Annotated in this window: 18 protein-coding genes and 5 tRNA genes; 18 read left to right on the top strand and 5 right to left on the bottom strand. The window is 67.2% G+C overall.

The genetic code is table 11. The annotated features are described in order from the left end of the window. Positions 1-39 precede the first annotated feature (39 nt). Positions 40-1,026 (top strand): NAD(P)H-dependent flavin oxidoreductase, encoded by a 987-nt coding sequence (locus D8S75_RS09315; protein WP_119966058.1) that lies wholly within the window; start codon positions 40-42, stop codon positions 1,024-1,026. A gap of 11 nt (positions 1,027-1,037) precedes the next feature. Further along, positions 1,038-1,634 carry a carboxymuconolactone decarboxylase family protein gene (locus D8S75_RS09310; RefSeq protein WP_157982621.1) on the top strand — a complete coding sequence of 199 codons (597 nt, stop codon included), beginning with the start codon at positions 1,038-1,040 and terminating at the stop codon, positions 1,632-1,634. 6 nt (positions 1,635-1,640) lie between these two features. Here D8S75_RS09310 and D8S75_RS09305 read toward each other — a convergent pair whose 3' ends face one another. Further along, on the bottom strand, positions 1,641-2,267 hold the full coding sequence (locus D8S75_RS09305; protein ID WP_119966056.1) for an ANTAR domain-containing response regulator: 627 nt from the start codon (positions 2,265-2,267) through the stop codon (positions 1,641-1,643). Positions 2,268-2,446: 179 nt separating this feature from the next. Between D8S75_RS09305 and D8S75_RS09300 the strand changes: the two genes are divergently transcribed. Continuing rightward, the gene (locus tag D8S75_RS09300) at positions 2,447-3,607 is read left to right on the top strand and encodes a branched-chain amino acid ABC transporter substrate-binding protein (protein WP_119966055.1); all 1,161 of its coding nucleotides are present in this window, start codon (positions 2,447-2,449) and stop codon (positions 3,605-3,607) included. Positions 3,608-3,848: 241 nt separating this feature from the next. Here D8S75_RS09300 and D8S75_RS09295 read toward each other — a convergent pair whose 3' ends face one another. Together D8S75_RS09295 and hpnC are read right to left on the bottom strand one after the other, a co-directional pair. Further along, on the bottom strand, positions 3,849-5,234 hold the full coding sequence (locus D8S75_RS09295; RefSeq protein ID WP_119966054.1) for an L-serine ammonia-lyase: 1,386 nt from the start codon (positions 5,232-5,234) through the stop codon (positions 3,849-3,851). Between the two features lie 1,064 nt (positions 5,235-6,298). Further along, a complete protein-coding gene (hpnC, locus tag D8S75_RS09285; protein WP_119966052.1) occupies positions 6,299-7,162 on the bottom strand; it encodes a squalene synthase HpnC in 864 nt (287 codons plus the stop codon). A gap of 69 nt (positions 7,163-7,231) precedes the next feature. Here hpnC and D8S75_RS09280 point away from each other — a divergent pair, with 69 nt between their 5' ends. The 13 genes from D8S75_RS09280 to D8S75_RS09220 all read left to right on the top strand — a co-directional run bounded on the left by D8S75_RS09280 (position 7,232) and on the right by D8S75_RS09220 (position 19,810). Continuing rightward, a complete protein-coding gene (locus D8S75_RS09280; RefSeq protein WP_119966115.1) occupies positions 7,232-8,452 on the top strand; it encodes an efflux RND transporter periplasmic adaptor subunit in 1,221 nt (406 codons plus the stop codon). Between the two features lie 7 nt (positions 8,453-8,459). Next, positions 8,460-11,630 (top strand): efflux RND transporter permease subunit, encoded by a 3,171-nt coding sequence (locus tag D8S75_RS09275; RefSeq protein ID WP_119966051.1) that lies wholly within the window; start codon positions 8,460-8,462, stop codon positions 11,628-11,630. An 84-nt stretch (positions 11,631-11,714) separates the two neighbouring features. Next, a tRNA-Leu gene (locus tag D8S75_RS09270) sits at positions 11,715-11,801 on the top strand. Between the two features lie 75 nt (positions 11,802-11,876). Next, positions 11,877-13,190: a trigger factor gene (tig, locus tag D8S75_RS09265; RefSeq protein WP_119966050.1), complete on the top strand. Its 1,314-nt coding sequence runs from the start codon at positions 11,877-11,879 to the stop codon at positions 13,188-13,190. 130 nt (positions 13,191-13,320) lie between these two features. After that, complete coding sequence (gene clpP, locus D8S75_RS09260; RefSeq protein WP_119966049.1) at positions 13,321-13,929, top strand: ATP-dependent Clp endopeptidase proteolytic subunit ClpP; 609 nt, start codon at positions 13,321-13,323, stop codon at positions 13,927-13,929. 107 nt (positions 13,930-14,036) lie between these two features. Further along, positions 14,037-15,302, top strand: coding sequence for an ATP-dependent Clp protease ATP-binding subunit ClpX (gene clpX / locus D8S75_RS09255; protein ID WP_119966048.1), 1,266 nt, complete (start codon positions 14,037-14,039; stop codon positions 15,300-15,302). A 145-nt stretch (positions 15,303-15,447) separates the two neighbouring features. Then, a complete protein-coding gene (gene lon, locus D8S75_RS09250; protein ID WP_119966047.1) occupies positions 15,448-17,880 on the top strand; it encodes an endopeptidase La in 2,433 nt (810 codons plus the stop codon). An 84-nt stretch (positions 17,881-17,964) separates the two neighbouring features. After that, positions 17,965-18,040: transfer RNA gene (locus D8S75_RS09245), tRNA-Gly, on the top strand. 58 nt (positions 18,041-18,098) lie between these two features. Next, positions 18,099-18,172, top strand: a tRNA-Cys gene (locus tag D8S75_RS09240). A gap of 115 nt (positions 18,173-18,287) precedes the next feature. Continuing rightward, positions 18,288-18,363: transfer RNA gene (locus D8S75_RS09235), tRNA-Gly, on the top strand. Positions 18,364-18,496: 133 nt separating this feature from the next. Continuing rightward, positions 18,497-18,588: transfer RNA gene (locus D8S75_RS09230), tRNA-Leu, on the top strand. Positions 18,589-18,604: 16 nt separating this feature from the next. After that, a complete protein-coding gene (locus D8S75_RS09225; RefSeq protein ID WP_119966046.1) occupies positions 18,605-19,237 on the top strand; it encodes a DUF6806 family protein in 633 nt (210 codons plus the stop codon). Positions 19,238-19,279: 42 nt separating this feature from the next. Next, on the top strand, positions 19,280-19,810 hold the full coding sequence (locus D8S75_RS09220) for a M48 metallopeptidase family protein (protein ID WP_119966045.1): 531 nt from the start codon (positions 19,280-19,282) through the stop codon (positions 19,808-19,810). Positions 19,811-19,897: 87 nt separating this feature from the next. On the opposite strand, the gene murI is transcribed toward D8S75_RS09220, so the two are convergent. Together murI and D8S75_RS09210 are read right to left on the bottom strand one after the other, a co-directional pair. Further along, entirely contained in the window at positions 19,898-20,761 is an 864-nt protein-coding gene (gene murI / locus D8S75_RS09215) for a glutamate racemase (protein WP_119966044.1), read from the bottom strand. 59 nt (positions 20,762-20,820) lie between these two features. Further along, positions 20,821-22,371, bottom strand: a complete 1,551-nt coding sequence (locus D8S75_RS09210) for a fumarate hydratase (RefSeq protein ID WP_119966043.1) — start codon at positions 22,369-22,371, stop codon at positions 20,821-20,823. A 118-nt stretch (positions 22,372-22,489) separates the two neighbouring features. Between D8S75_RS09210 and fumC the strand changes: the two genes are divergently transcribed. After that, complete coding sequence (fumC, locus tag D8S75_RS09205; protein ID WP_119966042.1) at positions 22,490-23,893, top strand: class II fumarate hydratase; 1,404 nt, start codon at positions 22,490-22,492, stop codon at positions 23,891-23,893. A 108-nt stretch (positions 23,894-24,001) separates the two neighbouring features. Continuing rightward, positions 24,002-24,256 (top strand): DUF2249 domain-containing protein, encoded by a 255-nt coding sequence (locus D8S75_RS09200; RefSeq protein WP_119966041.1) that lies wholly within the window; start codon positions 24,002-24,004, stop codon positions 24,254-24,256. Positions 24,257-24,295: the final 39 nt, after the last annotated feature.

Below are 24,295 nucleotides of genomic sequence, written 5' to 3'. Positions count from 1 at the left end.
GAATGCCGGTCCAATGCACGGAACAACAGGAGAAAACCCATGGCAACGCTCACGACCCGGCTGACCCGGATGCTGGATTTGCGACACCCGGTGGTGTCCGCACCCATGGCCTTCGCGGGGGGCGGTGCCCTCGCGGCGGCCGTGAGCCGCGCTGGCGGCCTGGGGTTGATCGGTGGCGGCTATGGCGACCCGGCCTGGCTGGAGGCGCAGTTCGAGGCCGCCGCCGGGGCGCGCGTGGGCGTAGGCTTCATCACCTGGTCGCTGCGCAAGTCGCCGTCGCTGCTGACCGATGTGCTCCGGCACCGCCCGGCGGCGGTGATGCTGTCGTTCGGCGACCCACGGCCGTTCGTGGACGAGATCCGCGCCGCCGGGGCCCGCGTGATTTGCCAGTGCCAGGACTTGGGCCATGTGATGGACGCGGTGGAGGTGCAGGCCGACATCGTGGTGGCGCAGGGGGCCGAGGCCGGCGGGCACGGCGCCGCGCGCGGCACGCTGAGCTTCGTGCCCGAGGCGGCCGACTACCTGGCCACGCACGCGCCGGGCACGCTGCTGCTGGCCGCCGGCGGCATTGGCGATGGGCGGGGGCTGGCTGCTTCGCTGGCGCTGGGCGCCGATGGCGTGCTGCTGGGCACGCGGTTGTGGGCCTCCACCGAGGCGCTGGTGCAGCCGGGCCACCACCAGGCCATCCTGGAGACCGATGGCGACGGCACGCTGCGCACCACCGTGGCCGACATCGCGCGCCAGATCGCCTGGCCCCGGGGCTTCACGGCGCGCATCCGGCGCAACGCCTTCACCGACCGCTGGCATGGCCACGAGGCCGACCTGGAGCGCGCCGTGGCGGTGGAGGGGCCGCGCTACCGCCAGGCCTTCGCCGCCGGCGACGCGGAGTACACGGGGGTCTGGTTTGGCGAGGCGGCGGGCGTCATCCACGCCATCGAGCCGGCCGCCGTGATCGTCGAGCGCATGGCGGACGAGGCTGCGCAATGCCTGGCGCGGCAGGCGGCTGCCATTGGAGGGCAACCGTGATGGAGCGCGCCGTGAACCCTTCCATGCCTTTGGATTTCTCATCGGCCCGCGCATTGGCCTTCCCCGAGGCGGGGCAGGCCGAACGCCTGGCGCCGCCGCCCGTGCTGGATGCGGACCAGCAGGCCGCCGCCGATGAATTGATCAACGGCCCGCGTGGCGGGGTGTACGGGCCTTTCCGCCCGTTGCTGCACCGCCCGCCGCTGCTGCGCGCGGCGGCGAAGCTGGGTGAGACACTGCGCTACGAGGGCACGCTGGACGCCGCGCTGCGCGAGTGGACGATCTGCGTCGTCGCGCGGGAGACGGAGAACGTCTTCGAGTGGGAGATGCACCACCCCCTGGCCGTGCGCGCCGGGGTGCCCGTGGCCGCGCTGGAGGCCCTGGCCACGCGCTCCGCGCTGCCACCGGATCTGGACCCGGCGCTGGCGCTGGCGGCACGGGTGGCGCGCGAGCTGCTGGCCGCGCACCGAATCGGCGAGGCCACCTATGCCCAGGCGCAGGCGCAGTGGGGCGAGGCCGGGCTGGTCGAGCTGCTCACGCTGGCAGGGTATTTCGCGATGGTGTGCTGGGTGATGAACGTGGCGCGCACGCCGGGGCCGCAGCGGGGCTGAGCTGCGCTATCCCAGCAGGTCCGCCATGTCCAGCATGCGCCGCGCCACCTCGCCCAGCTTCAAGCCCTTGTCCATGGCGGTCTTGCGCAGCTTCTCGTAGGCGGCTTGTTCGCTCAGGCCTTGGCGCTGCATGAGCAGGCCCTTGGCGCGGTCGATGGTCTTGCGGTCCTGCAGCTCGGTCCGGGCGTCGGCCAGTTCGGCGCGCAGGGCCTGTTCGTGCGCGAAGCGGGCCATGGCCACGTCGAGGATGGGCCGGATGCGCTGGGGCGCCAGCCCCGCCACGATGTAGGCGCACACGCCGGCGGCCACGGCGTCCTTCACATGGGTGGTGTCGTCGTCGTTGGTGAACATGACGATGGGGCGGCGCGCGTCGCGCGTGGCCAGCACCACATGCTCCAGCGCGTCGCGCGCCTCGCTTTCGGTGTCCACGATGATCAGGTCGGGCTGCAGCTGCGCCAGCCGGTCGGCCAGGAAAACGTCGGCCGGCAGCGTGGCCACGAGGTTGAAGTTGGCCTCCAGCAGGCCGATGCGCAGCATGCGCGAGCGCGCGGCCTGCTGCACGGCGTGTTCGTCGTCGGGGTCGGTGATGGCGAGGTCGGGGGCCACCACCACGATGCGCAAAGCCTCATTCATGGCATGTTGTGAAGCAATATTCATGCCATCATGGTCGCGCCGTGGCGGTGTATTAGTGCACCATCGCAGTGCCTTGCGATACCTGAAAGTTGCTAATGGGCAGGGCTTACCCGGTAGGGGTTTGGGGCGGGGTCTTATATACCCGCTGTCACATTCTTTACACGGACGGAGTTCCCAGCATGACGAAACCTTTGAACCGGCGCCAGTTTTCCGCCGGGCTTGCGCTCGCTCCCCTGGCGGCGGGCGGGCTGCTGACGGGTTGCAGCAAGATTCCCGACACCATCAAGATCGGGGTGGCGCAGCCGCTGAGCGGGCCGCTCAGCGCCCTGGGGCAGGATTTGCTCAATGGCGTGAACCTGGCGATGGCCGAGCTGAACAAGGCCAATTATTCGATCGACGGCAAGCGCGTCACGCTGGAAGTGATGGCCGTGGACGACAAGGCCGACGCAGCCACCGGCAAGGCCGTGGCGCAGCAGCTCGTGGATGCGGGCGTGGTGGCGGTGATCGGGCACCTCAATTCGGGCGTGAGCATCGAGACCGCGCCCATTTATGGTGCACAGGAGATCCCGCAGATCGCCATTTCCACCAACCCCAAGTTCACGCAGCTCGGTCTGTCCACCACCTTCCGCATGGTGGCCAACGACAGCCTGCAGGCGCGCGCCATCGGTTCGTTCGCGGCCTCGCAGTTCGGCTCCTCGCGCTATGCCGCGCTGGACGATGGCACGCCTTACGGCAAGGGCCTGACTGAGGGCGCGGCGGCGCAGCTCAAGGCCGAGAAGCGGGAGGTGGTGCTGCGCGAGTCGTTCGACGACAAGACCGTGGCCTTCGACGCCCTGGCGGCCAAGCTCAAGGAGGCGGGTGTCGAGGTGATGGTGTCCACGCTGAACGATTTCCAGGTCATCGCGCTGATCGAGGCGCTGCGCAAGATCAACTACACGCGCGTGCGCCTGCTGGGCGGCGACACGGTCAAGACCACCGACATGATCAAGGTCAGCGGCATGATCGAGGGCATCTACGCCACCTCGCCCGTGCTGGAGGCCAAGGAGTTCGTGGCCGGGCGCCAGTTCCTGGAAAAATACCTGGAGGCCTTCAAGAAGCCCCCGGCCTACGGCGGCCACTACAGCTACGACAGCATGTATGTGCTCTCGGCGGCCATGCAGAAGGCGCGCTCGGTCAAGCCCAAGGACGTGACCGCCGCCATGCACGCCATCAACGGCTACGCCCCCGTGACGGGCACCATGACCTGGGACGACAAGGGCGAACAGCGCTACGCCGCCGTGGGCGTGTACGAGTTGCGGCGCGGCAGCTGGGAGCTGCGCATGCGCTCAGACCGCTGGTAAGCCGCACAGGCCCGCAGTGAGCAGCGGGCGCCGGGGACTTTGTGCCCTTGGCGTCCGTTTTTTTTGGAGTTCAGTCATCCATTCCACGAACGCCGCTCCTGCGACGCATGAAACTGGCGCGGCCTAGGCCAGCGGCCACCGTGCAAGGGCCGCCCCGCCGCACCGGTGGCGTCGCCCGCAGCGCGTAGCGCAGCGAGAGCGGGGGGAAGGCGCCAAAGGCGACTCAGGGGGGTGTTTTGCCTCAGCACTCCACCACGTTCACCGCCAGGCCGCCGCGCGAGGTTTCCTTGTATTTGGACATCATGTCCTTGCCGGTCTGCACCATGGTTTTGATCACCTGGTCGAGCGACACCACGTGCGTGCCGTCGCCGCGCAGCGCCAGGCGCGCGGCGTTGATGGCCTTGATGGCACCCATGGCGTTGCGCTCGATGCACGGAATCTGCACCTGGCCGCCCACGGGGTCGCAGGTCATGCCCAGGTTGTGCTCCATGCCGATCTCGGCGGCGTTCTCCACCTGCGCGGGCGTGCCGCCCAGCACGGCGGCCAGCGCGCCCGCCGCCATGGAGCAGGCCACGCCCACTTCGCCCTGGCAGCCCACCTCGGCGCCCGAGAGCGAGGCGTTGAGCTTGTAGATGGCGCCGATGGCGCCCGCCGTGAGCAGGAAGTCGAGGATGCCCGCCTCGCTGGCGCCGGGCACGAACTTCACGTAGTAGTGCAGCACCGCCGGAATCACGCCGGCCGCGCCGTTGGTGGGCGCCGTCACCACGCGGCCGCCAGCGGCGTTTTCCTCGTTCACCGCCATGGCGTAGAGGTTCACCCAGTCGAGCATGGAGAGCGGGTCGCGCAGCGCGGCCTCGGGGTTGCTGCTGAGGCTGCGCTGCAGCTCGGCCGCGCGGCGCCGGATATGCAGCGGGCCGGGCAGGGTGCCTTCGCCCCCGCAGCCGCGCCGCACGGCGCCGGCCATGGTCTGCCAGATGGCCAGCAATTGCGCCTGCACTTCCTCGGGGCTGCGCCACTGCTGCTCGTTGGCGCGCATGAGCTGGGCGATGCCCAGGCCGCTGGCCCGGCACTGGGCCAGCAGCTCGGCGCCGCTGGTGAACGGGTAGGGCGGCGGCGCGTCGGTGCTGGTGGCGGCCGCGCCGCTGAACACGCGCTCGCCGGCGGCATCCACCACGAAGCCGCCGCCCACCGAGAAGTACTCGGCGCTGGTCAATTCACCGCCTTGCGCGTCGAGCGCCGCGAAGCGCATGCCGTTGGGGTGGCGCGGCAGGCTCTTGCGGCGGTACAGCAGGTGTTCTTTTTCCACGAAGCGCACGGGGTGTTCACCCAGCAGCGCCAATTGCTGGCGGCTGCGTATGGCCTCGATGGCGGGGGCGATCTGGTCGGGGTCGATGCGGTCGGGCTCGTGCCCGGCCAGGCCCAGCAGCACGGCGCGGTCGGTGCCGTGGCCGATGCCCGTGGCCGCGAGCGAGCCGAACAGCTCCACGCGCACGCCCTGCACGGCCGCCAGCCCGTGTGCCTGCTGCACCTGGCGGGCGAAATGGCGCGCGGCGATCATGGGCCCCACGGTGTGGGAGCTGGACGGGCCGATGCCGATCTTGAAGAGGTCGAAAACGCTGACGGTCATGGTGGAAAAGGGTGCGCGGGGTCCGGGCGCGAAATCATGGCAACAAAAAAGGCACCCCGTTGGGGGTGCCGTGGAGCGGTGGTGTTGACGGTAGGGGTGTGCGTGGGGGAGGGCAAGCTCGCTATCCCTGAGGGGGCGGGGCGATGGTGTGGAACGTGCGCTGTGTTTGCTATTGAAAGAGGAGCGTGTTGCGCTTGATGGGTAATGGTTGGAGCCTGATTTGATTGAATTTTGTGGGTGTTGCTTCAGTTGTGCTTGTGGGGGATGAATCTTTCTGTTGGTGCTGCCGGGTAGTCCGGGGCTTTGCTGAGGGCGGAGGCCGGGTCTCGCCCCGGCGGGCGAGGTCCTTTTCTTTGCTTCGCCAAAGAAAAGGACCCAAAAGAAAGGCGACCCTCAGTCTGCGACCCCTTCGCGTTGCGAAGGGGCAAACCTGCGGCGGGGCGCTTGCGGGGTGCGCCGCATAACTCACTGCGCTGCTGCGCAGCTCCGTTCGAACAAACGCGGCGAGCCAGTGGACGAACCATGCGCGCTCCGACGCGCATGCCACCCCGCAAGCACCCCGCCGCAGGCGCAGCCAGCAAGGGGGTTGAAGACACACGGGCCATCGCTGCGCTCGGCTCTGCATTCGCGGGCGCAAGCGCCTCGCGCTCCGCAGGCCAGGCCGAGAAAGCGATGGCTCGTGCGGCTGTTTGGACTTTCCCTTCCCCTTCTGTATGCGCCGAGGAGCGCAGGGCGCGGGGTGGCGGGTGTGCCGCAGGACACATCCGTTTCGTGAACTGACTCGCCGTGGTTGTTCGAGTGCAGCGCGTAGCGCGTAGCGAGTTCCAGGGCGCACCCCGCGAACGAGCACCGCAGGTTGCCCGTAGCGAAGCGAAGGGACGCAGACAGCAGGGTCGCTTTCTCTTTGGTGACTTTCTCTTGGCGAGACAAGAGAAAGTTACTGCGCCGCCGGGCGCACACCCCGGCCTCCGCCCCCACCCAAAGCACACCTTCAAAAAATATAGCTGCTCACGCAATCCCAGTATGCGCCAGAGCCAAAAATCATCCCAAAACCCGAAAGATCCTCACATCACCAACGCCCGCCCCAGCATCACCGGCACATCCCATGCGCGGATGCGCGGCCGCCGGCACAGGCTGTACCCCTGGAGCGCATCCACCTTGTCGAGGATGCGCAGACCCCCTTGCACCACCAGCCGCAGCTCCCAGCCGATGCGCCCCGGCAGACGGTGCACCAGCGGCGCGCCCTCCAGCATCAGGGCGCGCGCCCAGCGGGCGTGTTCGGTGATGAGCGCGGTGGTCCGGGGCGTGGGCTGCAGCGCCTGCAGCATGGCGCGTGTCACACCGTGGGTGGCGCAGGCGTCGTCGGGCAGGTAGAAGCGCCCGCGCGGGATGTCCACGCTCAGGTCCTGCCAGAAGTTGATGAGTTGCAGCGCGCTGCAGATCGCGTCGCTCTCGCGCAGGGCCTGTTCACCCGCCACGCCATACAGGTGCAGCAGCAGCCGGCCCACGGGGTTGGCCGAGCGGCGGCAGTAGTCCAGCAGTTCGGCGCGGCTGGTGTAGCCGGCGGCGTCGCGGGTTTTCTCGATGTCCTGGACAAAGGCGCTGAGCAGGTCGTTGAGCAGCGGCACGGGCAGGCCGTGGCCATGCAGCATGCCGGCCAGCGGCGCGAACACGCCGGCCCAGCGCGGTGACGGCGCTTTGCCGGCGGCGATGGCGTGCAGGTCGGCGCGGTAGGCGGCAAGGTCCTGCAGGCGCTCGGCCGGGCTGGCGGGGCCTTCGTCGGCGATGTCGTCGGCGGTGCGCGCGAAGGCGTAGATGGCGGCGATGGGCGCGCGCAGCCGGGGCGGGCACAGCAGCGACGCCACCGGAAAATTCTCGTAGTGGGTGACGGGCGGGGGCAGGGGGGCGGGCGTGTTCACGGCCCGCATTGTCGCTTGACAAGGGACAAGTGTTCACATAGATTACTAACCAGTCAGTCAGTAACTTGGATGTATCCCATGCGCACACTGTTCGCATCGCGGCCCCGGCAGGGGCTTTTTTTCGCTTCCGCAGCCGCGCTGCGCACCGTGGCGCTGCTGGCCGGCGCCGGCCTGTTGGCCGCCTGCACGCCGCCCGCGCCCCCGCCCGAGCCGGTGCGCGCGGTCAAGTTGCTGACGGTGGGCGCCGAGCCTTTGCTGGCCGCGCAGGAATACGCGGGCGAGGTGCGAGCGCGCGTCGAGTCGCGTCTGGGCTTCCGCGTGGGCGGCAAGATCGTGCAGCGCCCGGCCGCGCTGGGCGAGCGGGTGCAGGCGGGCCAGTTGCTGGCACAGCTCGACCCGCAGGACTACCAACTCGCTGCGGCGGCGGCGCGCGCCCAGGTGTCGGCCGCGCAGACGCAGCACGACCTGGCGGCGGCGGAATTCAAGCGCTTTGCCGCGCTGAAAGAGCAGAACTTCATCAGCGGCGCCGAGCTGGAGCGCCGCGAGGCCTCGCTCAAGGCCGCGCGGGCCACGCTGGAGCAGGCGCGCGCCCAGGCCTCGGCGCAGGGCAACCAGGCCGGCTACACCCGGCTGGTGGCCGATGGGGCGGGCGTGGTGACCGGCATCGACGCCGAGCCCGGCCAGGTGGTGGCTTCCGGCGCGCCGGTGGTGCGCATCGCCCTGGACGGCCCGCGTGACGTGGTGTTTGCCGTGCCCGAGGACAAGGTGGCGCGCCTCAAGGAAGGCCAGGCCGTGGCCGTGCGTTCCTGGGCTGGCGGCGAGCCGCTGCAGGGCCGCGTGCGCGAGGTGGCGGCCAGCGCCGACCCGGTGACGCGCACCTTCACGGTGAAGGTGGGCATCGACGCTGCCAGCGCGCCGCCGCTGGGCTCCACCGCCTATGTCGCGCCCGAGGCGCTGGGCCACGCGGGCGTGGCGGCCCTCAAGCTGCCGACCACGGCGCTGCGCCAGGAGGGCCAGGCCACGGCCGTGTGGGTGTACGAGGCCGACAAGGGCACCGTGCGCTCGCAGCCGGTGCAGGTCGCCACGGCCGACGGCAACGAGGCCGTGATCGTGGGCGGGCTGGCGCCGGGCATGCAGGTGGTGAGCACGGGCGTGCATGTGCTCACGCCGGGGCAGAAGGTGGCGGTCTATCAGCAAAAATCGGCTCCAGCCCAGGTGGGAAAAACGCCATCAGCTACTAAAACAGTAGCGAACGGCGCGGCCGCGGCCGCCGTTCCCACCGCTTCCAACGCCCAGTGAGCACGCCATGACGCCAGTGCAGTCGAAAGAGAGCTTCAACCTCTCCCGCTGGGCCATCGAGCATGCGCCGCTCACGCGCTACCTGATGGTGGTGCTGATGGTGCTGGGCTTCGCCGCCTACTTCCAGCTCGGCCAGGACGAGGACCCGCCGTTCACCTTCCGCGCCATGGTGGTGCGCACCTACTGGCCCGGCGCCACGGCGCAGCAGGTGGCCGAGCAGGTGACCGACAAGATCGAGCGCACCCTGCAGGAGGTGCCCAACGCCGACAAGATCCGCAGCTATTCCAAGCCCGGCGAGTCGCAGATCATCCTGGAGATCAAGGACAGCACGCGCGCCGCCGAGGTGGCCAACATCTGGTACACCGTGCGCAAGAAGGTGGGCGACATGCGCTACACCCTGCCGCAGGGTGTGCAGGGGCCGTTCTTCAACGACGACTTCGGCGATGTGTACGGCGTGATCTACGCACTGGAGTCCGAGGGCTTCAGCTACGCGGAGGTCAAGCAGTTCGCCGACGATGTGCGCCAGCAGCTGCTGCGCGTGCCCGACGTGGCCAAGGTGGAGCTGTTCGGCGTGCAGGACGAGAAGCTCTACATCGAGATCTCGCAGAAGCGCCTGGCGCAGCTGGGCCTGGACATGAACCAGGTGCTGGCGCAGCTGGGCCAGCAGAACGCGGTGGAGAGCGCGGGCGTGGTGCAGACGCCGCAGGACCAGGTGCAGGTGCGCGTGGCGGGGCAGTTCCAGGCCATCGACGAGCTGCGCGCCATGCCCATCCGGGGCGCCTCGGGCAACATGCTGCGCCTGGGCGACATCGCCGAGATCCGGCGCGGCTACGTGGAGCCCACGGCCGTGAAGGTGCGCCACGAGGGGCAGGAGGTGATCGCGCTGGGCGTGTCCATGACCAAGGGCGGCGACATCATCCGCCTGGGCAAGGCGCTGCACGCGGCCACCGAGTCGATCGGCAAGACCCTGCCCGCCGGCGTGAAGCTGGTGAACGTGCAGGACCAGCCCAAGTCGGTCGCCAGCTCGGTGAATGAGTTCGTGCGCGTGCTGATCGAGGCCGTGGCCATCGTGCTGGCGGTGAGCTTCATCAGCTTAGGGCTGCACAAGCGCGCGGGCGAGCAGCGCTGGTGGCGCCGCTGGTACATCGACCCGCGCCCCGGGCTGGTGGTGGCCATCACCATTCCGCTGGTGCTGGCGGTCACCTTCCTGGCCATGTGGTACTGGGGCATCGGGTTGCACAAGGTGTCGCTGGGCTCGCTCATCATCGCGCTGGGCCTGCTGGTGGACGACGCCATCATCGCCGTCGAGATGATGGTGCTCAAGCTCGAAGAGGGCTACGACAAGATGCGCGCCGCTACCTTCGCCTACGAGCTGACGGCCATGCCCATGCTGACCGGCACGCTCATCACGGCGGCGGGCTTCCTGCCCATCGGCATCGCCAAGTCGGCCGTGGGCGAATACACCTTCGCCATCTTCGCCGTGACGGTGATCGCGCTGGTGCTGAGCTGGCTGGCCTCGGTGTATTTCGTGCCCTACCTGGGCACGCTGCTGCTCAAGCGCCCGCCCCATGTGGCGGCGGCCGGCGTGACCGATGACCCGCACGAGGTGTTCGACAGCCCGTTCTACACCGCCTTCCGCCGCCTGGTGCACTGGTGCGTGGAGCACCGCTGGGCGACCATCGGCGCCACGCTGCTGACCTTTGCCCTGGGCATCGCCGGCATGGGCGTGGTGCAGCAGCAGTTCTTCCCGGATTCCAACCGTCCCGAGATCCTGGTGGATCTGTGGTTCCCCGAGGGCACTTCATACGCGGGCAACGAGGAAGTCACGCTGCGCGTGGAGCAGCGCCTGATGGAGCAACCCGGCGTGGCCACGGTGAGCGGCTGGGTGGGCTCGGGCGTGCCGCGCTTCTACCTGCCGCTGGACCAGGTGTTCCCACAGAGCAACGTGTCGCAGTTCATCGTGCTGGCCCAGGACCTGAAGAAGCGCGAGGCGCTGATGCGCGCGCTGCCGGCCCTGCTGGCGCAGGAATTCCCCGAGGTGCGCGGCCGCGTCAAGCTGCTGCCCAACGGGCCGCCGGTGCCCTACCCGGTGCAGTTCCGCGTGGTGGGGCCCGATCCGGCGGTGCTGCGCGCGCATGCCGACGAGGTGAAGGCGGTGCTGCGCGCCTCGCCCAACATGCGCGGCGTGAACGACAACTGGAACGAGTCCGTCAAGGTGCTGCGCCTGGAGGTGGACCAGGACAAGGCGCGCGCGCTGGGCGTGACCAGCCAGTCCATCGCGCAGGCGTCCAAGGTCATGCAGTCGGGCACGCAGGTGGGGCAGTTCCGCGAGGGCGACAAGCTCATCGACATCGTGCTGCGCCAGCCCGAGGACGAGCGCCGCGCCATCACCGACATCGCCAACGCCTACCTGCCCACGGCCACGGGGCGCTCGATCCCGCTGACGCAGATCGCCAAGCCCCAGTTCACCTGGGAGCCCGGCGTGATGTGGCGCGAGGGGCGCGAGTACGCCATCACGGTGCAGGGCGACGTGGTCGAGGGCCTGCAGGGCGCCACGGTTACGCAGCAGCTTCTGCCCGAGCTGCGCAAGATCGAGGCCGCCTGGCACGACGCGGGGCAGAACGCCTACCGCATCACCGTGGCGGGCGCGGTGGCGGAAAGCTCCAAGGGTTCGTCGTCCATCGCGGCGGGCGTGCCCATCATGCTGTTCATCACCTTCACGCTGCTCATGCTGCAACTGCACAGCTTCAGCCGCGCCATGCTGGTGTTCCTGACCGGGCCGCTGGGCATCGCCGGCGTGGCCGGTGCGCTGATCCTGCTGGGGCGGCCGTTCGGCTTCGTGGCGCTGTTGGGCGTGATCGCGCTCATGGGCATGATCCAGCGCAACTCGGTGATCCTGATCGACCAGATCGAGCAGGACCGCGCGCGCGGCGTGCCGGCGTGGGATGCCATCGTCGAGTCGGCGGTGCGCCGGGCGCGCCCCATCGTGCTGACGGCGGCCGCCGCCGTGCTGGCCATGATTCCGCTGTCGCGCAGCGTGTTCTGGGGCCCCATGGCCGTGGCCATCATGGGGGGGCTGATCGTGGCCACCGTGCTCACGCTGCTGGCCCTGCCGGCCATGTACGCGGCCTGGTTCCGCGTGCGCCGGCCCGAGCCCGAGGTGAGCGCTGGCGACTGATGCCTGCGCATCAGGTTAAAATCAAGAGTTAACCAGTTTCATGCAGGCGGCAGGTTGTACTTGCCGCCTGTCTGTTTGAAGACCGCGCGGGTGGCGAAATTGGTAGACGCACCAGGTTTAGGTCCTGACGCCAGCAATGGTGTGGGGGTTCGAGTCCCCCCCCGCGCACCACCCCTTTGAAACTTGTCCGGACACGGTGCCGCTGCCTCGCAGTTGGCGCGTTTAACCAGAAATTTAGGAGTAGCCATGGCTGTTACCGTTGAAACCCTTGAAAAGCTCGAACGCAAGATCACGCTGAGCCTGCCCCTGTCCGCCATCCAGAGCGAGGTGGAAACGCGCCTCAAGCGCCTGGCCCGCACCGTCAAGATGGACGGCTTCCGTCCCGGCAAGGTGCCCATGAACGTGGTGTCGCAGCGCTATGGCTATTCCGTGCAGTACGAAGTGCTGAACGACAAGGTGGGCGAGGCCTTTGCCGTGGCCGCCAACGAAGCCAACCTGCGCGTGGCCGGCCAGCCCCGCATCACCGAGAAGGAAGGCGCCCCCGAGGGCGAAGTGACCTTCGACGCCGTGTTCGAAGTGTTCCCCGAAGTCAAGATCGGTGACCTGGCCAGCGCCGAAGTCGAGAAGCTGTCCGCCGAGGTGAATGACGGCGCCATCGACAAGACCCTGGACATCCTGCGCAAGCAGCGCCGCACCTTCGCCCAGCGCGCCATGGACGCCGCCGCCCAGGACGGCGACCGCGTGACCGTGGACTTCGAGGGCAAGCTCGACGGCGAGACCTTCGCCGGTGGCAAGGCCGAGGACTTCCAGTTCCTGGTCGGCGAAGGCCAGATGCTCAAGGAGTTCGAGGACGCCGTGCGCGGTATGAAGGTGGGCGAGAGCAAGACCTTCCCGCTGGCTTTCCCCGAGGACTACCATGGCAAGGACGTGGCCGGCAAGACCGCCGACTTCATGGTCACCCTGAAGAAGATCGAGGCCGCCAACCTGCCCGAAGTGAACGACGCCCTGGCCAAGTCGCTGGGCATCGCTGACGCCACCGTGGCCGGCCTGCGCGCTGACATCAAGAAGAACCTGGAGCGCGAAGTCAAGTTCCGCCTGCTGGCCCGCAACAAGGCCGCCGTGATGGAAGCCCTGCTGGCCCACGCCGAACTCGACCTGCCCAATGCCAGCGTCCAGGCCGAGATCGAGCGCCTGAAGGAAGGCGCGCGCGCCGACCTGAAGCAGCGCGGCGTCAAGGATGCCGACAAGGCCGAGATCCCCGACGACATCTTCCGCCCCCAAGCCGAGCGCCGCGTGCGCCTGGGCCTGGTGGTGGCCGAGCTGGTGCGCGCCAACAACCTGCAGGCCAAGCCCGAGCAGCTCAAGGCCCATATCGACGAGCTGGCTGCCAGCTACGAGAAGCCCGAGGACGTGGTCCGCTGGTACTTCAGCGACCGCCAGCGCCTGGGCGAAGTCGAGGCCGTGGTGATCGAGAGCAATGTGGCCGAATTCGTGCTGTCCAAGGCCAAGGTGACCGAGAAGGCCGTGTCCTTCGATGAGCTGATGGGCGGCCAGGGCTGATCTTCCGCCCGCGCGGGAGGCTCCACGGAGCGGCCCGCGCATGCGCATGGCACCCTTGGGGGCTTGTGACTGTGTTCACAAGCCCCAATTCATTTCTGGGTACAGTACCCGCCTGAATGGAGAAACTCACATGAGCGCACTGGAAACACAGGCCCTGGGCATGATCCCCATGGTCATCGAGCAGTCGGGCCGCGGCGAGCGGTCCTACGACATCTATTCACGCCTGCTCAAGGAGCGCGTGATCTTCCTGGTGGGCGAGGTCAACGACCAGACGGCCAACCTGGTGGTGGCGCAGTTGCTGTTCCTGGAAAGCGAGAACCCGGACAAGGACATCTCGTTCTACATCAATTCTCCCGGCGGCAGCGTTACGGCCGGCATGGCGATCTACGACACCATGCAGTTCATCAAGCCCGATGTCTCCACGCTGTGCTGCGGTTTCGCCGCCAGCATGGGCGCCTTCCTGCTGGCTGCCGGCGCCAAGGGCAAGCGTTTCTCGCTGCCCAACTCCAAGATCATGATCCACCAGGTGCTGGGCGGCGCGCGTGGCCAGGCCACGGACATCGAAATTCATGCCCGCGATATCCTGCGCACGAAGGACCAGATGAACCGCATCCTGGCTGAGCGCACGGGCCAGCCCATCGAGAAGGTGAAGGCCGATACCGAGCGCGATTACTTCATGACCGCCGACGAGGCCAAGGACTACGGCATCATCGACCAGGTGATCGCCAAGCGCCCCTGAGGGCGCGGCGCCTGGAAACGGGGTGTTTTTCCACTGGATGAACGCCCTTTCGCGCGACTTTCGTTTGGGTATCATCCCGTCAACTTTCCAACAAGGCACAGCCCCCCATGGCCGAGAAAAAAGGCTCTTCCAGCGAAAAAACCCTTTACTGCTCGTTTTGCGGCAAGAGCCAGCACGAGGTGAAGAAGCTGATCGCCGGTCCGTCGGTCTTTATCTGCGACGAGTGCATCGACCTGTGCAACGAAGTCATCCGGGATGAACTTCCCTCGGGTGAGGCCGGCCGCGAGGCGCGCAGCGACCTGCCCACGCCGGCCGAGATCAAGGCCAACCTGGACAACTACGTCATCGGCCAGGAGATCGCCAAGCGCACCCTGGCGGTGGCGGTGTACAACCACTACAAGCGCCTGCGCCACAAGGACAAGGCGCACAAGGACGAGGTGGAGCTGTCCAAGAGCAACATCCTGCTCATTGGCCCCACGGGTTCGGGCAAGACCCTGCTGGCGCAAACGCTGGCGCGCATGCTCGACGTACCCTTTGTCATGGCCGATGCCACCACGCTGACCGAGGCCGGGTACGTGGGCGAAGACGTGGAGAACATCGTCCAGAAGCTGCTGCAGAGCTGCAACTACGAGGTTGAGCGCGCCCAGCGCGGCATCGTCTACATCGACGAGATCGACAAAATCTCGCGCAAGTCCGACAACCCCAGCATCACGCGCGACGTGTCGGGCGAGGGCGTGCAGCAGGCGCTGCTCAAGCTCATCGAGGGCACCATGGCCAGCGTGCCGCCGCAGGGCGGGCGCAAGCACCCGAACCAGGACTTCCTGCAGATCGACACGACCAACATCCTGTTCATCTGCGGCGGTGCGTTCGCCGGGCTGGAGAAGGTCATCGAGAACCGCACCGAGGCCTCGGGCATCGGTTTTGGCGCCGCCGTCAAGAGCAAGAAGCAGCGTTCGCTGACCGAGGTGTTCCAGGAAATCGAACCCGAGGATTTGATCAAGTTCGGCCTCATCCCCGAACTGGTGGGTCGCATGCCCGTGGTCACGGCGCTGGCCGAGCTGAACGAGGACGCGCTGGTGCAGATCCTGACCGAGCCCAAGAACGCGTTGGTCAAGCAGTACAGCAAGCTTCTGGCCATGGAAGGCGCCGAGTTGGAGATCCGTCCGGCCGCGCTGAAAGCCATTGCCCGCAAGGCGCTGGCGCGCAAGACGGGCGCCCGGGGCCTGCGCTCCATCCTGGAGCAGGCCCTGATCGGCACCATGTTCGACCTGCCCAACGCAATCAACGTGGAGAAGGTGGTGGTGGATGAATCCACCATCGACGAGAGCAAGCCGCCTTTGCTGGTGTACCGCGAAGCAGCGAAAAAGGCCTGAAAACCTGTCACCGGCGCTATGGTGGCCGCTGCCGTTCGACCCCCTGCGTCCGTGCGATCGCACGGCGCGGGGCGCCCGGGCTGAAGCTCCGGGTTGAAAATCACGGCCTGCGGACCATATGCCCAGTAGTTTCACGAGGATTCCCATGTCCGGACATACCCCCTTGCCTCCCACGCCCGTCACGCTGCCGCTGCTGCCCTTGCGCGATGTGGTCGTTTTCCCCCACATGGTGATTCCGCTGTTCGTGGGCCGTCCCAAGAGCATCAAGGCGCTGGAACTGGCCATGGAGGCCGACCGCCGCATCATGCTGGTGGCCCAGAAGGCCGCGGCCAAGGACGAACCCTCCGTCGACGACATGTTCGACGTGGGCTGCATTTCCACCATCCTGCAGATGCTCAAGCTGCCCGACGGCACCGTGAAGGTGCTGGTCGAGGGCCAGCAGCGCGCGCTGGTGGGGCCCATCGAGGACGCTGAGACGCATTTTTCGGCGACCGTGACGCCGGTCGAGGCGGGTGCCGACGAGCACCGCCCGAGCGAGATCGAGGCGCTGCGCCGTGCCGTGATGCAGCAGTTCGACCAGTACGTCAAGCTGAACAAGAAGATTCCGCCCGAGATCCTGACCTCAATCTCCAGCATCGACGACCCGGGCCGCCTGGCCGACACCATCGCCGCGCACCTGCCGCTCAAACTCGAAAACAAGCAGGCCGTGCTCGACCTGTCCGACGTGAAGGAGCGCCTGGAGAACCTGTTCGAGCAACTCGACCGCGAGGTGGACATCCTCAACGTCGACAAGAAGATCCGCGGCCGCGTGAAGCGCCAGATGGAGAAGAACCAGCGCGACTTCTATCTCAACGAACAGGTCAAGGCCATCCAGAAGGAGCTCGGCGAGGGCGAGGAGGGCGCAGACCTCGAAGAGATCGAGAAGAAGATCAAGGCCGCCAAGATGCCCGCCGAGGCACGCAAGAAGGCCGAGGCCGAGCTCAAGAAGCTCAAGCTCATGTCGCCCATGTCGGCCGAAGCCACGGTGGTGCGCAACTACATCGACGTGCTGGTGTCGTTGCCCTGGAGCAAGAAGACCAAGATCAAGCACGACCTGGGCAACGCCGAGGTGGTGCTCAACGAAGACCACTACGGCCTGGACAAGGTCAAGGACCGCATCCTCGAATACCTCGCCGTGCAGCAGCGCGTGGACAAGGTGAAGGCGCCCATCCTGTGTCTGGTGGGTCCGCCGGGCGTGGGCAAGACCTCGCTGGGCCAGTCCATCGCCAAGGCCACGGGGCGCAAGTATGTGCGCATGGCGCTGGGTGGCATGCGCGACGAGGCCGAGATCCGCGGCCACCGCCGCACCTACATCGGCGCCATGCCGGGCAAGGTGCTGCAGAGCCTGGGCAAGATCGGCACGCGCAATCCGCTGTTCCTGCTCGACGAGATCGACAAGCTGGGCACCGATTTCCGGGGCGACCCGTCGAGCGCGCTGTTGGAGGTGCTGGACCCCGAGCAGAACCATACCTTCGGCGACCACTACGTCGAGGTCGACTTCGACCTGTCCGATGTGATGTTCGTGGCCACCTCGAACTCGATGAACATCCCGTCGGCGCTGCTCGACCGCATGGAGGTCATCCGCCTGTCGGGCTACACCGAGGACGAGAAAACCAACATCGCCATGAAGTACCTGCTGCCCAAGCAGCTCAAGAACAATGGCGTGAAGGAAGAGGAACTGCAGATCACCGAGGCCGCCGTGCGCGACATGGTGCGCTATTACACGCGCGAGGCCGGCGTGCGCTCGCTGGAGCGCGAGCTTTCCAAGATCTGCCGCAAGGTGGTCAAGGCTCTGTTGCTCAAGAAGCTCGAACCGCAGGTGGTCGTCACGGCCGACAACCTGCCCGATTACCTGGGCGTGCGCAAGTACACCTATGGCCGCGCCGAGCAGCAAAACCAGGTGGGGCAGGTCGTGGGCCTGGCCTGGACCGAGGTGGGCGGCGATCTGCTGACCATCGAGGCCGTCACCATGCCGGGCAAGGGTGTCATCACGCGCACCGGTTCGCTGGGTGATGTGATGAAGGAGTCCGTCGAGGCCGCGCGCACCGTGGTGCGCAGCCGCGCTCGCATGCTCGGCATCAAGGACGAGGTGTTCGAGAAAAAGGATGTGCACATCCACGTGCCCGATGGCGCCACCCCCAAGGACGGTCCGAGCGCGGGCGCGGCGATGGTCACGGCCTTCGTGTCGGCGCTCACCGGTATCCCGGTGCGTGGCGATGTCGCCATGACCGGCGAGATCACGCTGCGTGGCGAGGTCACGGCCATCGGGGGGCTCAAGGAGAAGCTTCTGGCGGCGCTGCGCGGTGGCATCCGCACGGTGCTGATTCCCGAGGAGAACGTCAAGGATCTGCAAGAGATCCCCGACAACGTCAAGAGCGGCCTGGAGATCGTGCCGGTCAAATGGATCGACAAGGTGCTCGACATCGCCCTGGAGCACAAGCCCGTGCCGCTGACCGACGAAGAGGTGGCGGCGGCCGTGGCTGCGGCAGCTGTGGAGAAGACAGCCACCGTGGTGGCGCCGGAATCCGTGAAACATTGAGTGGTTTTTCTGCCGCGGCCGGAAAATTGCGCTACAATGCAGTCATCGCAGACAAACGTTGTAGAATGATTGGCTGTGGTAAATGCGGGAATAGCTCAGTTGGTAGAGCGCAACCTTGCCAAGGTTGAGGTCGAGAGTTCGAGACTCTTTTCCCGCTCCAATTTCCATGAAAAGGGAAGCAATCGCTTCCCTTTTTTGTCGAAGTGGTGGGGTTTTCTGGCGCGGTAGCAAAGCGGTTATGCCCCGGATTGCAAATCCGGTTAGTCCGGTTCGACTCCGGACCGCGCCTCCAGAACATGCCGGCTGGCCAAAAGCCGGGGATGCTGGAAAAAGTGCTGAAAATGCACTATAATGCAAGGCTTGCCAGCCAGCATTGCTGCAATAGCAGCGGTGTGAACAGGTTAAATGCGGGAATAGCTCAGTTGGTAGAGCGCAACCTTGCCAAGGTTGAGGTCGAGAGTTCGAGACTCTTTTCCCGCTCCAGTTTTGAAAGGGAAGCTTCGGCTTCCCTTTTCCATTTCTGCGGTTCAAGGGGGAATCGCGGCATGTGCAAGCCTTGCGCATGCGCGTGGCCAGGGGTACGCTGCCATCAACAAGCAGCCACCGCGCGGCCGCAGCCCCGATGGTGAAATTGGTAGACACTGCGGACTTAAAATCCGCCGCTTCCTGCAAAGGGGCGTGCCGGTTCGACCCCGGCTCGGGGCACCACCATTACGATTCAATCATGTCAAACTACAACGCTCCCTTTGAAATCCATGTCCATGGCCAGGTGCCGTTGCGGGCCGACGCCGGATATGACCAGTTGCAGGAAGCACTCAAGCCCCTCTGGAAGTACGCTGGCGCCCGTTCGCTGGCCGATGGCGCCGCCAGCGCCTACGAAGAGGAGCCTGGCATCCAGTTCGACGCCAAGGGCCGCATGCTGCAGATGTGCTGGACGGTGCGGGGCGACGAGGATTTCCGCCAGTCGCTCGATGAGATGTGCATGAGCCTGAACGATCTGGCCGAGCAGGGCGCCGCCATCGAGGTCACGTTCTACGATGCGGAGTTTGACGAGGACGAGGCCGACGAGGACACGGAATCGCGCGACGATTTCGTCATGCTGTTCGTGGGCCCGACGCCGGCCGCCATCATGCAGGTGCAGCGCGATCTGCTGGTGCAGGACGTGGTGAACATGATGGAGCGCCATTTCGACGGCTCCGAACTCGGTGGCGTGGTGGCCGAGATCGACAAGCTGTTTGGCCAGCGCTTCGACGCGCTGGTGAATTCGCTGGAAATCGGCAAACCGCCGCGCGGCCCGGGCGGTTCCGGCGGCGGCCATGGTGGCGGTGGCGGTCGCCGTCCGCGCCACTTGCACTAAGCCTGCGCCCAAGGCCCGGCGGCGCGCCGGGCATCCACAGCCATGCCTTCAGAACTGACCTACCTGGGCGCCTATCCGGCCTCCCTGCAGGAGCAGGTGCTCGGCCTGCTGCGCGACGACCGCCGCGCGCTCGCGCCGCTGCTGCTGCGCAAATACCCGCGCGTCCATGGCGTGCGCACCGACAAGGCGCTCTACCACTACACCCAGGACATCAAGAACCGCCACCTGCGCAACGCGGACGCGGTGAACAAGGTGGTGTTCGACAGCAAGATCCATGTGGTGCGCCACGCGCTCGGCCTGCACACAGCCATCTCTCGCGTGCAGGGCAGCCGGTTGACCGCCAAGCACGAGATCCGCGTCGCGGCGATGTTCAAGCAGGTGCCCGACGAGTTCCTGCGCATGATCGTGGTGCACGAACTGGCGCACTTGCGCGAGAAGCAGCACGACAAGGCCTTCTACCAGCTCTGCGAGCACATGGAGCCGCACTACCACCAGTACGAGCTGGATGTGCGGCTGTACCTCACCCATGTGGAGCTGGGTGGAGAGCGGCTTTGGAGCGCCGAGCCAGCTTGAAGGCCTGGAAGCCGCGTCAGGCAAGCGCTAATAGCTATATTTTTGGGAGCGTTCGACGCTTGCTGGACGGGCGTTGCAGCCATGGGTTCAGGCAGGTCCGACGGGCAGATCGATGGTGGCGCAGCACTGCGCCGGCAACTGCAGCCAGCGCGTGGCGGCGTTCTGCAGCGGGGCTAGCGCGCCCGTGGTCAGTAGGGTGATGGCCGTGGTTGGCGGACCGGTTTCGGGCGCCAGCGCGCTGGCGGCCTGCAGCAGGCGCCGGGTCTGGCGCGCCACGGGTTCGCCGGTGTCAATCAGCCGGACCTCGGGGCCGAGCAAGCCGCGCAGTTCGTCCTGCACGAACACGTAGTGCGTGCAGCCCAGCACCAGGGTGTCGATCTGTCCGTTTTGGATGCCAAACGGGCCCATGAGGCCCGTGTAACGGGCGCAAAGCGCTCTTGTTTCAGTAGCGTCCGGTGCCGTGGGCAGGGCCTGCGCGGTGCTGCGCTCGATGGCGTGGGCGAGGCCATCGCAAGGTTGGACGACGAATTGCGCCTGGCCGTCGAGCGTGGCCAGCAGCCGTGCGAACTTGGCGCTGGTCAGCGTGCCGCGCGTGCCGATGACGCCGATGCGCCCGGTCCGGCTGGCGGCCACGGCGGGCTTGAGGGCCGGTTCCACGCCCACCAGCGGCAGCTGCGGGTGGCGCGCGCGCACCTCATGGATGGCGGCGGCGGTGGCTGTGTTGCAGGCCACCACCAGCGCCTTGATGTGGTGCTCGCGGAGCAAGTAGTCGGTGATGGCGTGGGTGCGGGCCTGCACGAAGGCATCGCCGCGCTCGCCGTAGGGGGCGTTGCCGCTGTCGGCGAGGTAGACGAAGCGCTCGTGCGGCAGCTCGGCGCGCAGCGCCTGCAGCACGCTCAGGCCCCCGACACCGCTGTCGAAGACGCCGATGGGCTGCTGCGCTGCTGTCATGGAAGGGGCATGCGGGCCGCGCCTGCCGCGCGGGTGGCGGGCAGGCGCTGGGGCCGTGCTCAGGCGGCGGCGACGCCGATGCCCTTGAACTCGCCGGTGGCGATACGCTTGCTCCATTCGGCCGGGCCGGTGATGTGGGCGCTGGTGCCGCCGGCGTCCACGGCCACGGTGACGGGCATGTCCACCACGTCGAATTCGTAAATGGCTTCCATGCCCAGGTCCTCGAAGCCGACGACGCGGGCGGCCTTGATGGCCTTGGACACGAGGTAGGCCGCGCCGCCCACGGCCATGAGGTAGGCGCTCTTGTGGTTCTTGATGGCCTCGATGGCCCCGGGTCCGCGCTCGGCCTTGCCCACCATGGCGATCAGACCGGTTTCGCTCAGCATCATGTTGGTGAAGCTGTCCATGCGCGTGGCGGTGGTCGGGCCGGCGGGGCCGACGACTTCATCGCGCACTGGATCGACGGGGCCGACGTAGTAGATCACGCGGTTGGTGAAGTCCACGGGCAGTTTCTCGCCCTTGGCCAGCATGTCCTGGATGCGCTTGTGCGCGGCGTCGCGGCCGGTGAGCATCTTGCCGTTGAGCAGCAGGGTCTGGCCCGGCTTCCAGCTGGCGACCTCTTCCTTGGTGAGCGTGTTGAGGTCGACGCGCTTGCTGGTCTCGGTGTCGGGCGCCCAGTCCACCTTGGGCCAGAGGTCCAGGCTCGGCGGGTCCATGTAGACCGGGCCGGAGCCGTCCATCACAAAATGCGCGTGGCGCGTGGCGGCACAGTTGGGGATCATGGCCACGGGCTTGCTGGCCGCGTGCGTGGGGTACATCTTGATCTTGATGTCGAGCACGGTGGTGAGGCCCCCCAGGCCCTGCGCGCCGATGCCCAAGGCGTTGACCTTCTCGAACAGCTCCAGGCGCAGCTCTTCCACCTGGGTGAGCTTCTCGCCCTTAGCGGCCTTGGCCTGCAGCTCGTACATGTCGAGGTCGTCCATCAGGCTTTCCTTGGCCAGCAGCACGGCCTTCTCGGCGGTGCCACCGATGCCGATGCCCAGCATGCCCGGCGGGCACCAGCCGGCGCCCATGGTGGGCACGGTCTTGAGCACCCAGTCCACCAGGTTGTCGCTGGGGTTCATCATGACCATCTTGGACTTGTTCTCCGAGCCGCCGCCCTTGGCCGCGACGGTGATGTCCAGTTTGTCGCCGGCCACGATCTCGGAGAAGATGACGGCGGGCGTGTTGTCCTTGGTGTTCTTGCGCGCGAACAGGGGGTCGGCCACCACGGAGGCGCGCAGCATGTTGTCGGGGTGGTTGTAGCCACGGCGAACGCCTTCATTGACTGCGTCCTCCAGGCTGCCGGTGAAGCCTTCCCAGCGCACGTTCATGCCCACCTTGAGGAAGACGTTGACGATGCCCGTGTCCTGGCAGATGGGGCGGTGGCCGTAGGCGCTCATCTTGCTGTTGGTCAGGATCTGCGCCATGGCGTCCTTGGCGGCGGGGCTTTGCTCGCGCTCATAGGCGCGGGCCAGGTGCTCAATGTAGTCGGCCGGGTGGTAGTAGCTGATGTACTGCAGCGCGGCGGCGATGGACTCGATCAGGTCTTCTTGGCGGATGGTCGTCATGGCGTGGGGGAGGGGAACGGGTTTCGCGAAGCCTGCAATTATCCCTCCTGGGCTTGCGCGGATCTGTCGGCAGGGGTTTCGGGGGTATCCTGCGCTTGTTCCACCGCAAGGAGTTGGTATGGCCGCCTTGAACGCATCACCCACCGCCGTGCGCACCGAGCGCGACAGTTTCGGCCCCATCGACGTGCCCGCCCAGCGGTTGTGGGGGGCGCAGACACAACGTTCACTGCTGCATTTCGCCATCTCGGGCGAGCGCATGGCGCCCGAGCTGCTGCGCGCGCTGGCACAGGTCAAGCGCGCCAGCGCCTATGTGAACCACCGCCTGGGCTTGCTGGAGGCAGCCAAGACCACGGCCATCGTGGCCGCGGCCGACGAGGTGATCGCAGGGGGGCTGGCCGAGGAGTTCCCGCTCGTGGTCTGGCAGACCGGATCGGGCACGCAGACCAACATGAACATGAACGAGGTGCTGGCCAACCGCGCCAGCGAGCTGCTGGGCGGCGAGCGCGGGGCCGCGCGCCTGGTGCACCCGAACGACGAGGTGAACCTGAGCCAGTCGAGCAACGACGTGTTTCCCACCGCCATGCACGTGGCGGCCGTGGATGTGCTTCTGCACCGGCTGCTGCCCGCGCTGCATGCGCTGCGTGCTACGTTGGCGGGCAAGGCCGAGGAGTTCGCGGACGTGGTGAAGATCGGCCGCACGCACCTGCAGGACGCCACGCCACTCACGCTGGGGCAGGAGGTCTCGGGCTGGGTGGCGCAGCTGCAGCACGCCGAGCAGCATGTGCGCGCCGCGCTGCCGCACCTGTGCGAACTGGCCTTGGGGGGCACGGCCGTGGGCACGGGGCTCAACGCCCCGCCGGGCTACGCGCAGGCCGTGGCGCAGGAACTGGCCGACCTGACCGGCCTGCCGTTCGTCACCGCGCCGAACAAGTTCGAGGCCCTGGCCAGCTGCGACGCCCTGGTGCATGGCCATGGTGCGCTCAAGACGCTGGCCGCCGGCCTGATGAAGATCGCCAACGATGTGCGCTGGCTGGCCAGCGGGCCGCGCAGCGGCCTGGGCGAGATCAGCATTCCCGAGAACGAGCCGGGTTCGTCCATCATGCCCGGCAAGGTCAACCCCACGCAGTGCGAGGCGCTGACCATGCTGTGCTGCCAGGTGCTGGGCAACGACGTGGCCATCAACATCGGCGGGGCCAGCGGCAACTTCGAACTGAACGTGTTCCGGCCCCTGGTGGTGCACAACTTCCTGCAGAGCGTGCGCCTGCTGGCCGACGGCATGCGCAGCTTCAACGAACACTGCGCCGTGGGTATCGTGCCCAATCGCGCGCGCATCGCCGAGTTGCTGGAGCGTTCGCTCATGCTGGTGACCGCGCTCAACCCGCACATCGGCTACGACAAGGCCGCGCAGATCGCCAAGAGCGCGCACCAGCAGGGCCTGAGCCTGCGGGCGGCGGCCATCGCCAGCGGCCATGTGACCGCCGAGCAGTTCGACGCCTGGGTGGTGCCGGCCCACATGGTGTAGCCCCTGCCGCCCTGGCGCCAGCAGGGGCAATGCGTTGGCTGGGGGTGGGGTGGCGTACACTGAAGATTCATTTCATGTGAATCTTTTGTTTCGACGCAACCTCCCACCATGAACGCCCACGTCCACACCTCGCCCGACGCCATTTACCCCTTCGACGCCCGCGGCGTCGCCAAGCGCTTCCGCCATGCGGCCATCTTCGGCGCGCTCGATTCGCTGCACCCGGGCGAGACCATGCGCTTCGTCAACGACCACGACCCGCTGCCGTTGCTGCAGCAGATGCAGATGCGCTACGGCGAGGCCGTGCGCATCGAATACCAGCAGCGCGAACCCGGCGCCATCGTCATCGACTTCGTGCGCCAGTGAGCGGGCGGCAGCACCTGCCGGGGTGCTGCCGTATGCTAT

This window comes from Simplicispira lacusdiani (assembly GCF_003604195.1).
Lineage (GTDB): Bacteria > Pseudomonadota > Gammaproteobacteria > Burkholderiales > Burkholderiaceae_C > Simplicispira > Simplicispira lacusdiani.
The sequence above is the reverse complement of the archived record's forward strand: the minus strand, read 5'-3'. Positions and strand labels throughout refer to the sequence as shown.

What these genes read in the sequence shown, in the direction of transcription:
- D8S75_RS09305 (WP_119966056.1), bottom strand. Translation starts at nt 2,267, where the DNA reads ATGAATGAGGCTTTGCGCATCGTGGTGGTGGCCCCCGACCTCGCCATC.
- murI (WP_119966044.1), bottom strand. Translation starts at nt 20,761, where the DNA reads ATGACAGCAGCGCAGCAGCCCATCGGCGTCTTCGACAGCGGTGTCGGG.
- hpnC (WP_119966052.1), bottom strand. Translation starts at nt 7,162, where the DNA reads ATGCGGGCCGTGAACACGCCCGCCCCCCTGCCCCCGCCCGTCACCCAC.
- D8S75_RS09315 (WP_119966058.1), top strand. Translation starts at nt 40, where the DNA reads ATGGCAACGCTCACGACCCGGCTGACCCGGATGCTGGATTTGCGACAC.
- D8S75_RS09220 (WP_119966045.1), top strand. Translation starts at nt 19,280, where the DNA reads ATGCCTTCAGAACTGACCTACCTGGGCGCCTATCCGGCCTCCCTGCAG.
- lon (WP_119966047.1), top strand. Translation starts at nt 15,448, where the DNA reads ATGTCCGGACATACCCCCTTGCCTCCCACGCCCGTCACGCTGCCGCTG.
- D8S75_RS09275 (WP_119966051.1), top strand. Translation starts at nt 8,460, where the DNA reads ATGACGCCAGTGCAGTCGAAAGAGAGCTTCAACCTCTCCCGCTGGGCC.
- fumC (WP_119966042.1), top strand. Translation starts at nt 22,490, where the DNA reads ATGGCCGCCTTGAACGCATCACCCACCGCCGTGCGCACCGAGCGCGAC.
- clpP (WP_119966049.1), top strand. Translation starts at nt 13,321, where the DNA reads ATGAGCGCACTGGAAACACAGGCCCTGGGCATGATCCCCATGGTCATC.
- D8S75_RS09210 (WP_119966043.1), bottom strand. Translation starts at nt 22,371, where the DNA reads ATGACGACCATCCGCCAAGAAGACCTGATCGAGTCCATCGCCGCCGCG.
- D8S75_RS09225 (WP_119966046.1), top strand. Translation starts at nt 18,605, where the DNA reads ATGTCAAACTACAACGCTCCCTTTGAAATCCATGTCCATGGCCAGGTG.
- D8S75_RS09295 (WP_119966054.1), bottom strand. Translation starts at nt 5,234, where the DNA reads ATGACCGTCAGCGTTTTCGACCTCTTCAAGATCGGCATCGGCCCGTCC.
- D8S75_RS09300 (WP_119966055.1), top strand. Translation starts at nt 2,447, where the DNA reads ATGACGAAACCTTTGAACCGGCGCCAGTTTTCCGCCGGGCTTGCGCTC.
- D8S75_RS09280 (WP_119966115.1), top strand. Translation starts at nt 7,232, where the DNA reads ATGCGCACACTGTTCGCATCGCGGCCCCGGCAGGGGCTTTTTTTCGCT.
- tig (WP_119966050.1), top strand. Translation starts at nt 11,877, where the DNA reads ATGGCTGTTACCGTTGAAACCCTTGAAAAGCTCGAACGCAAGATCACG.
- clpX (WP_119966048.1), top strand. Translation starts at nt 14,037, where the DNA reads ATGGCCGAGAAAAAAGGCTCTTCCAGCGAAAAAACCCTTTACTGCTCG.
- D8S75_RS09200 (WP_119966041.1), top strand. Translation starts at nt 24,002, where the DNA reads ATGAACGCCCACGTCCACACCTCGCCCGACGCCATTTACCCCTTCGAC.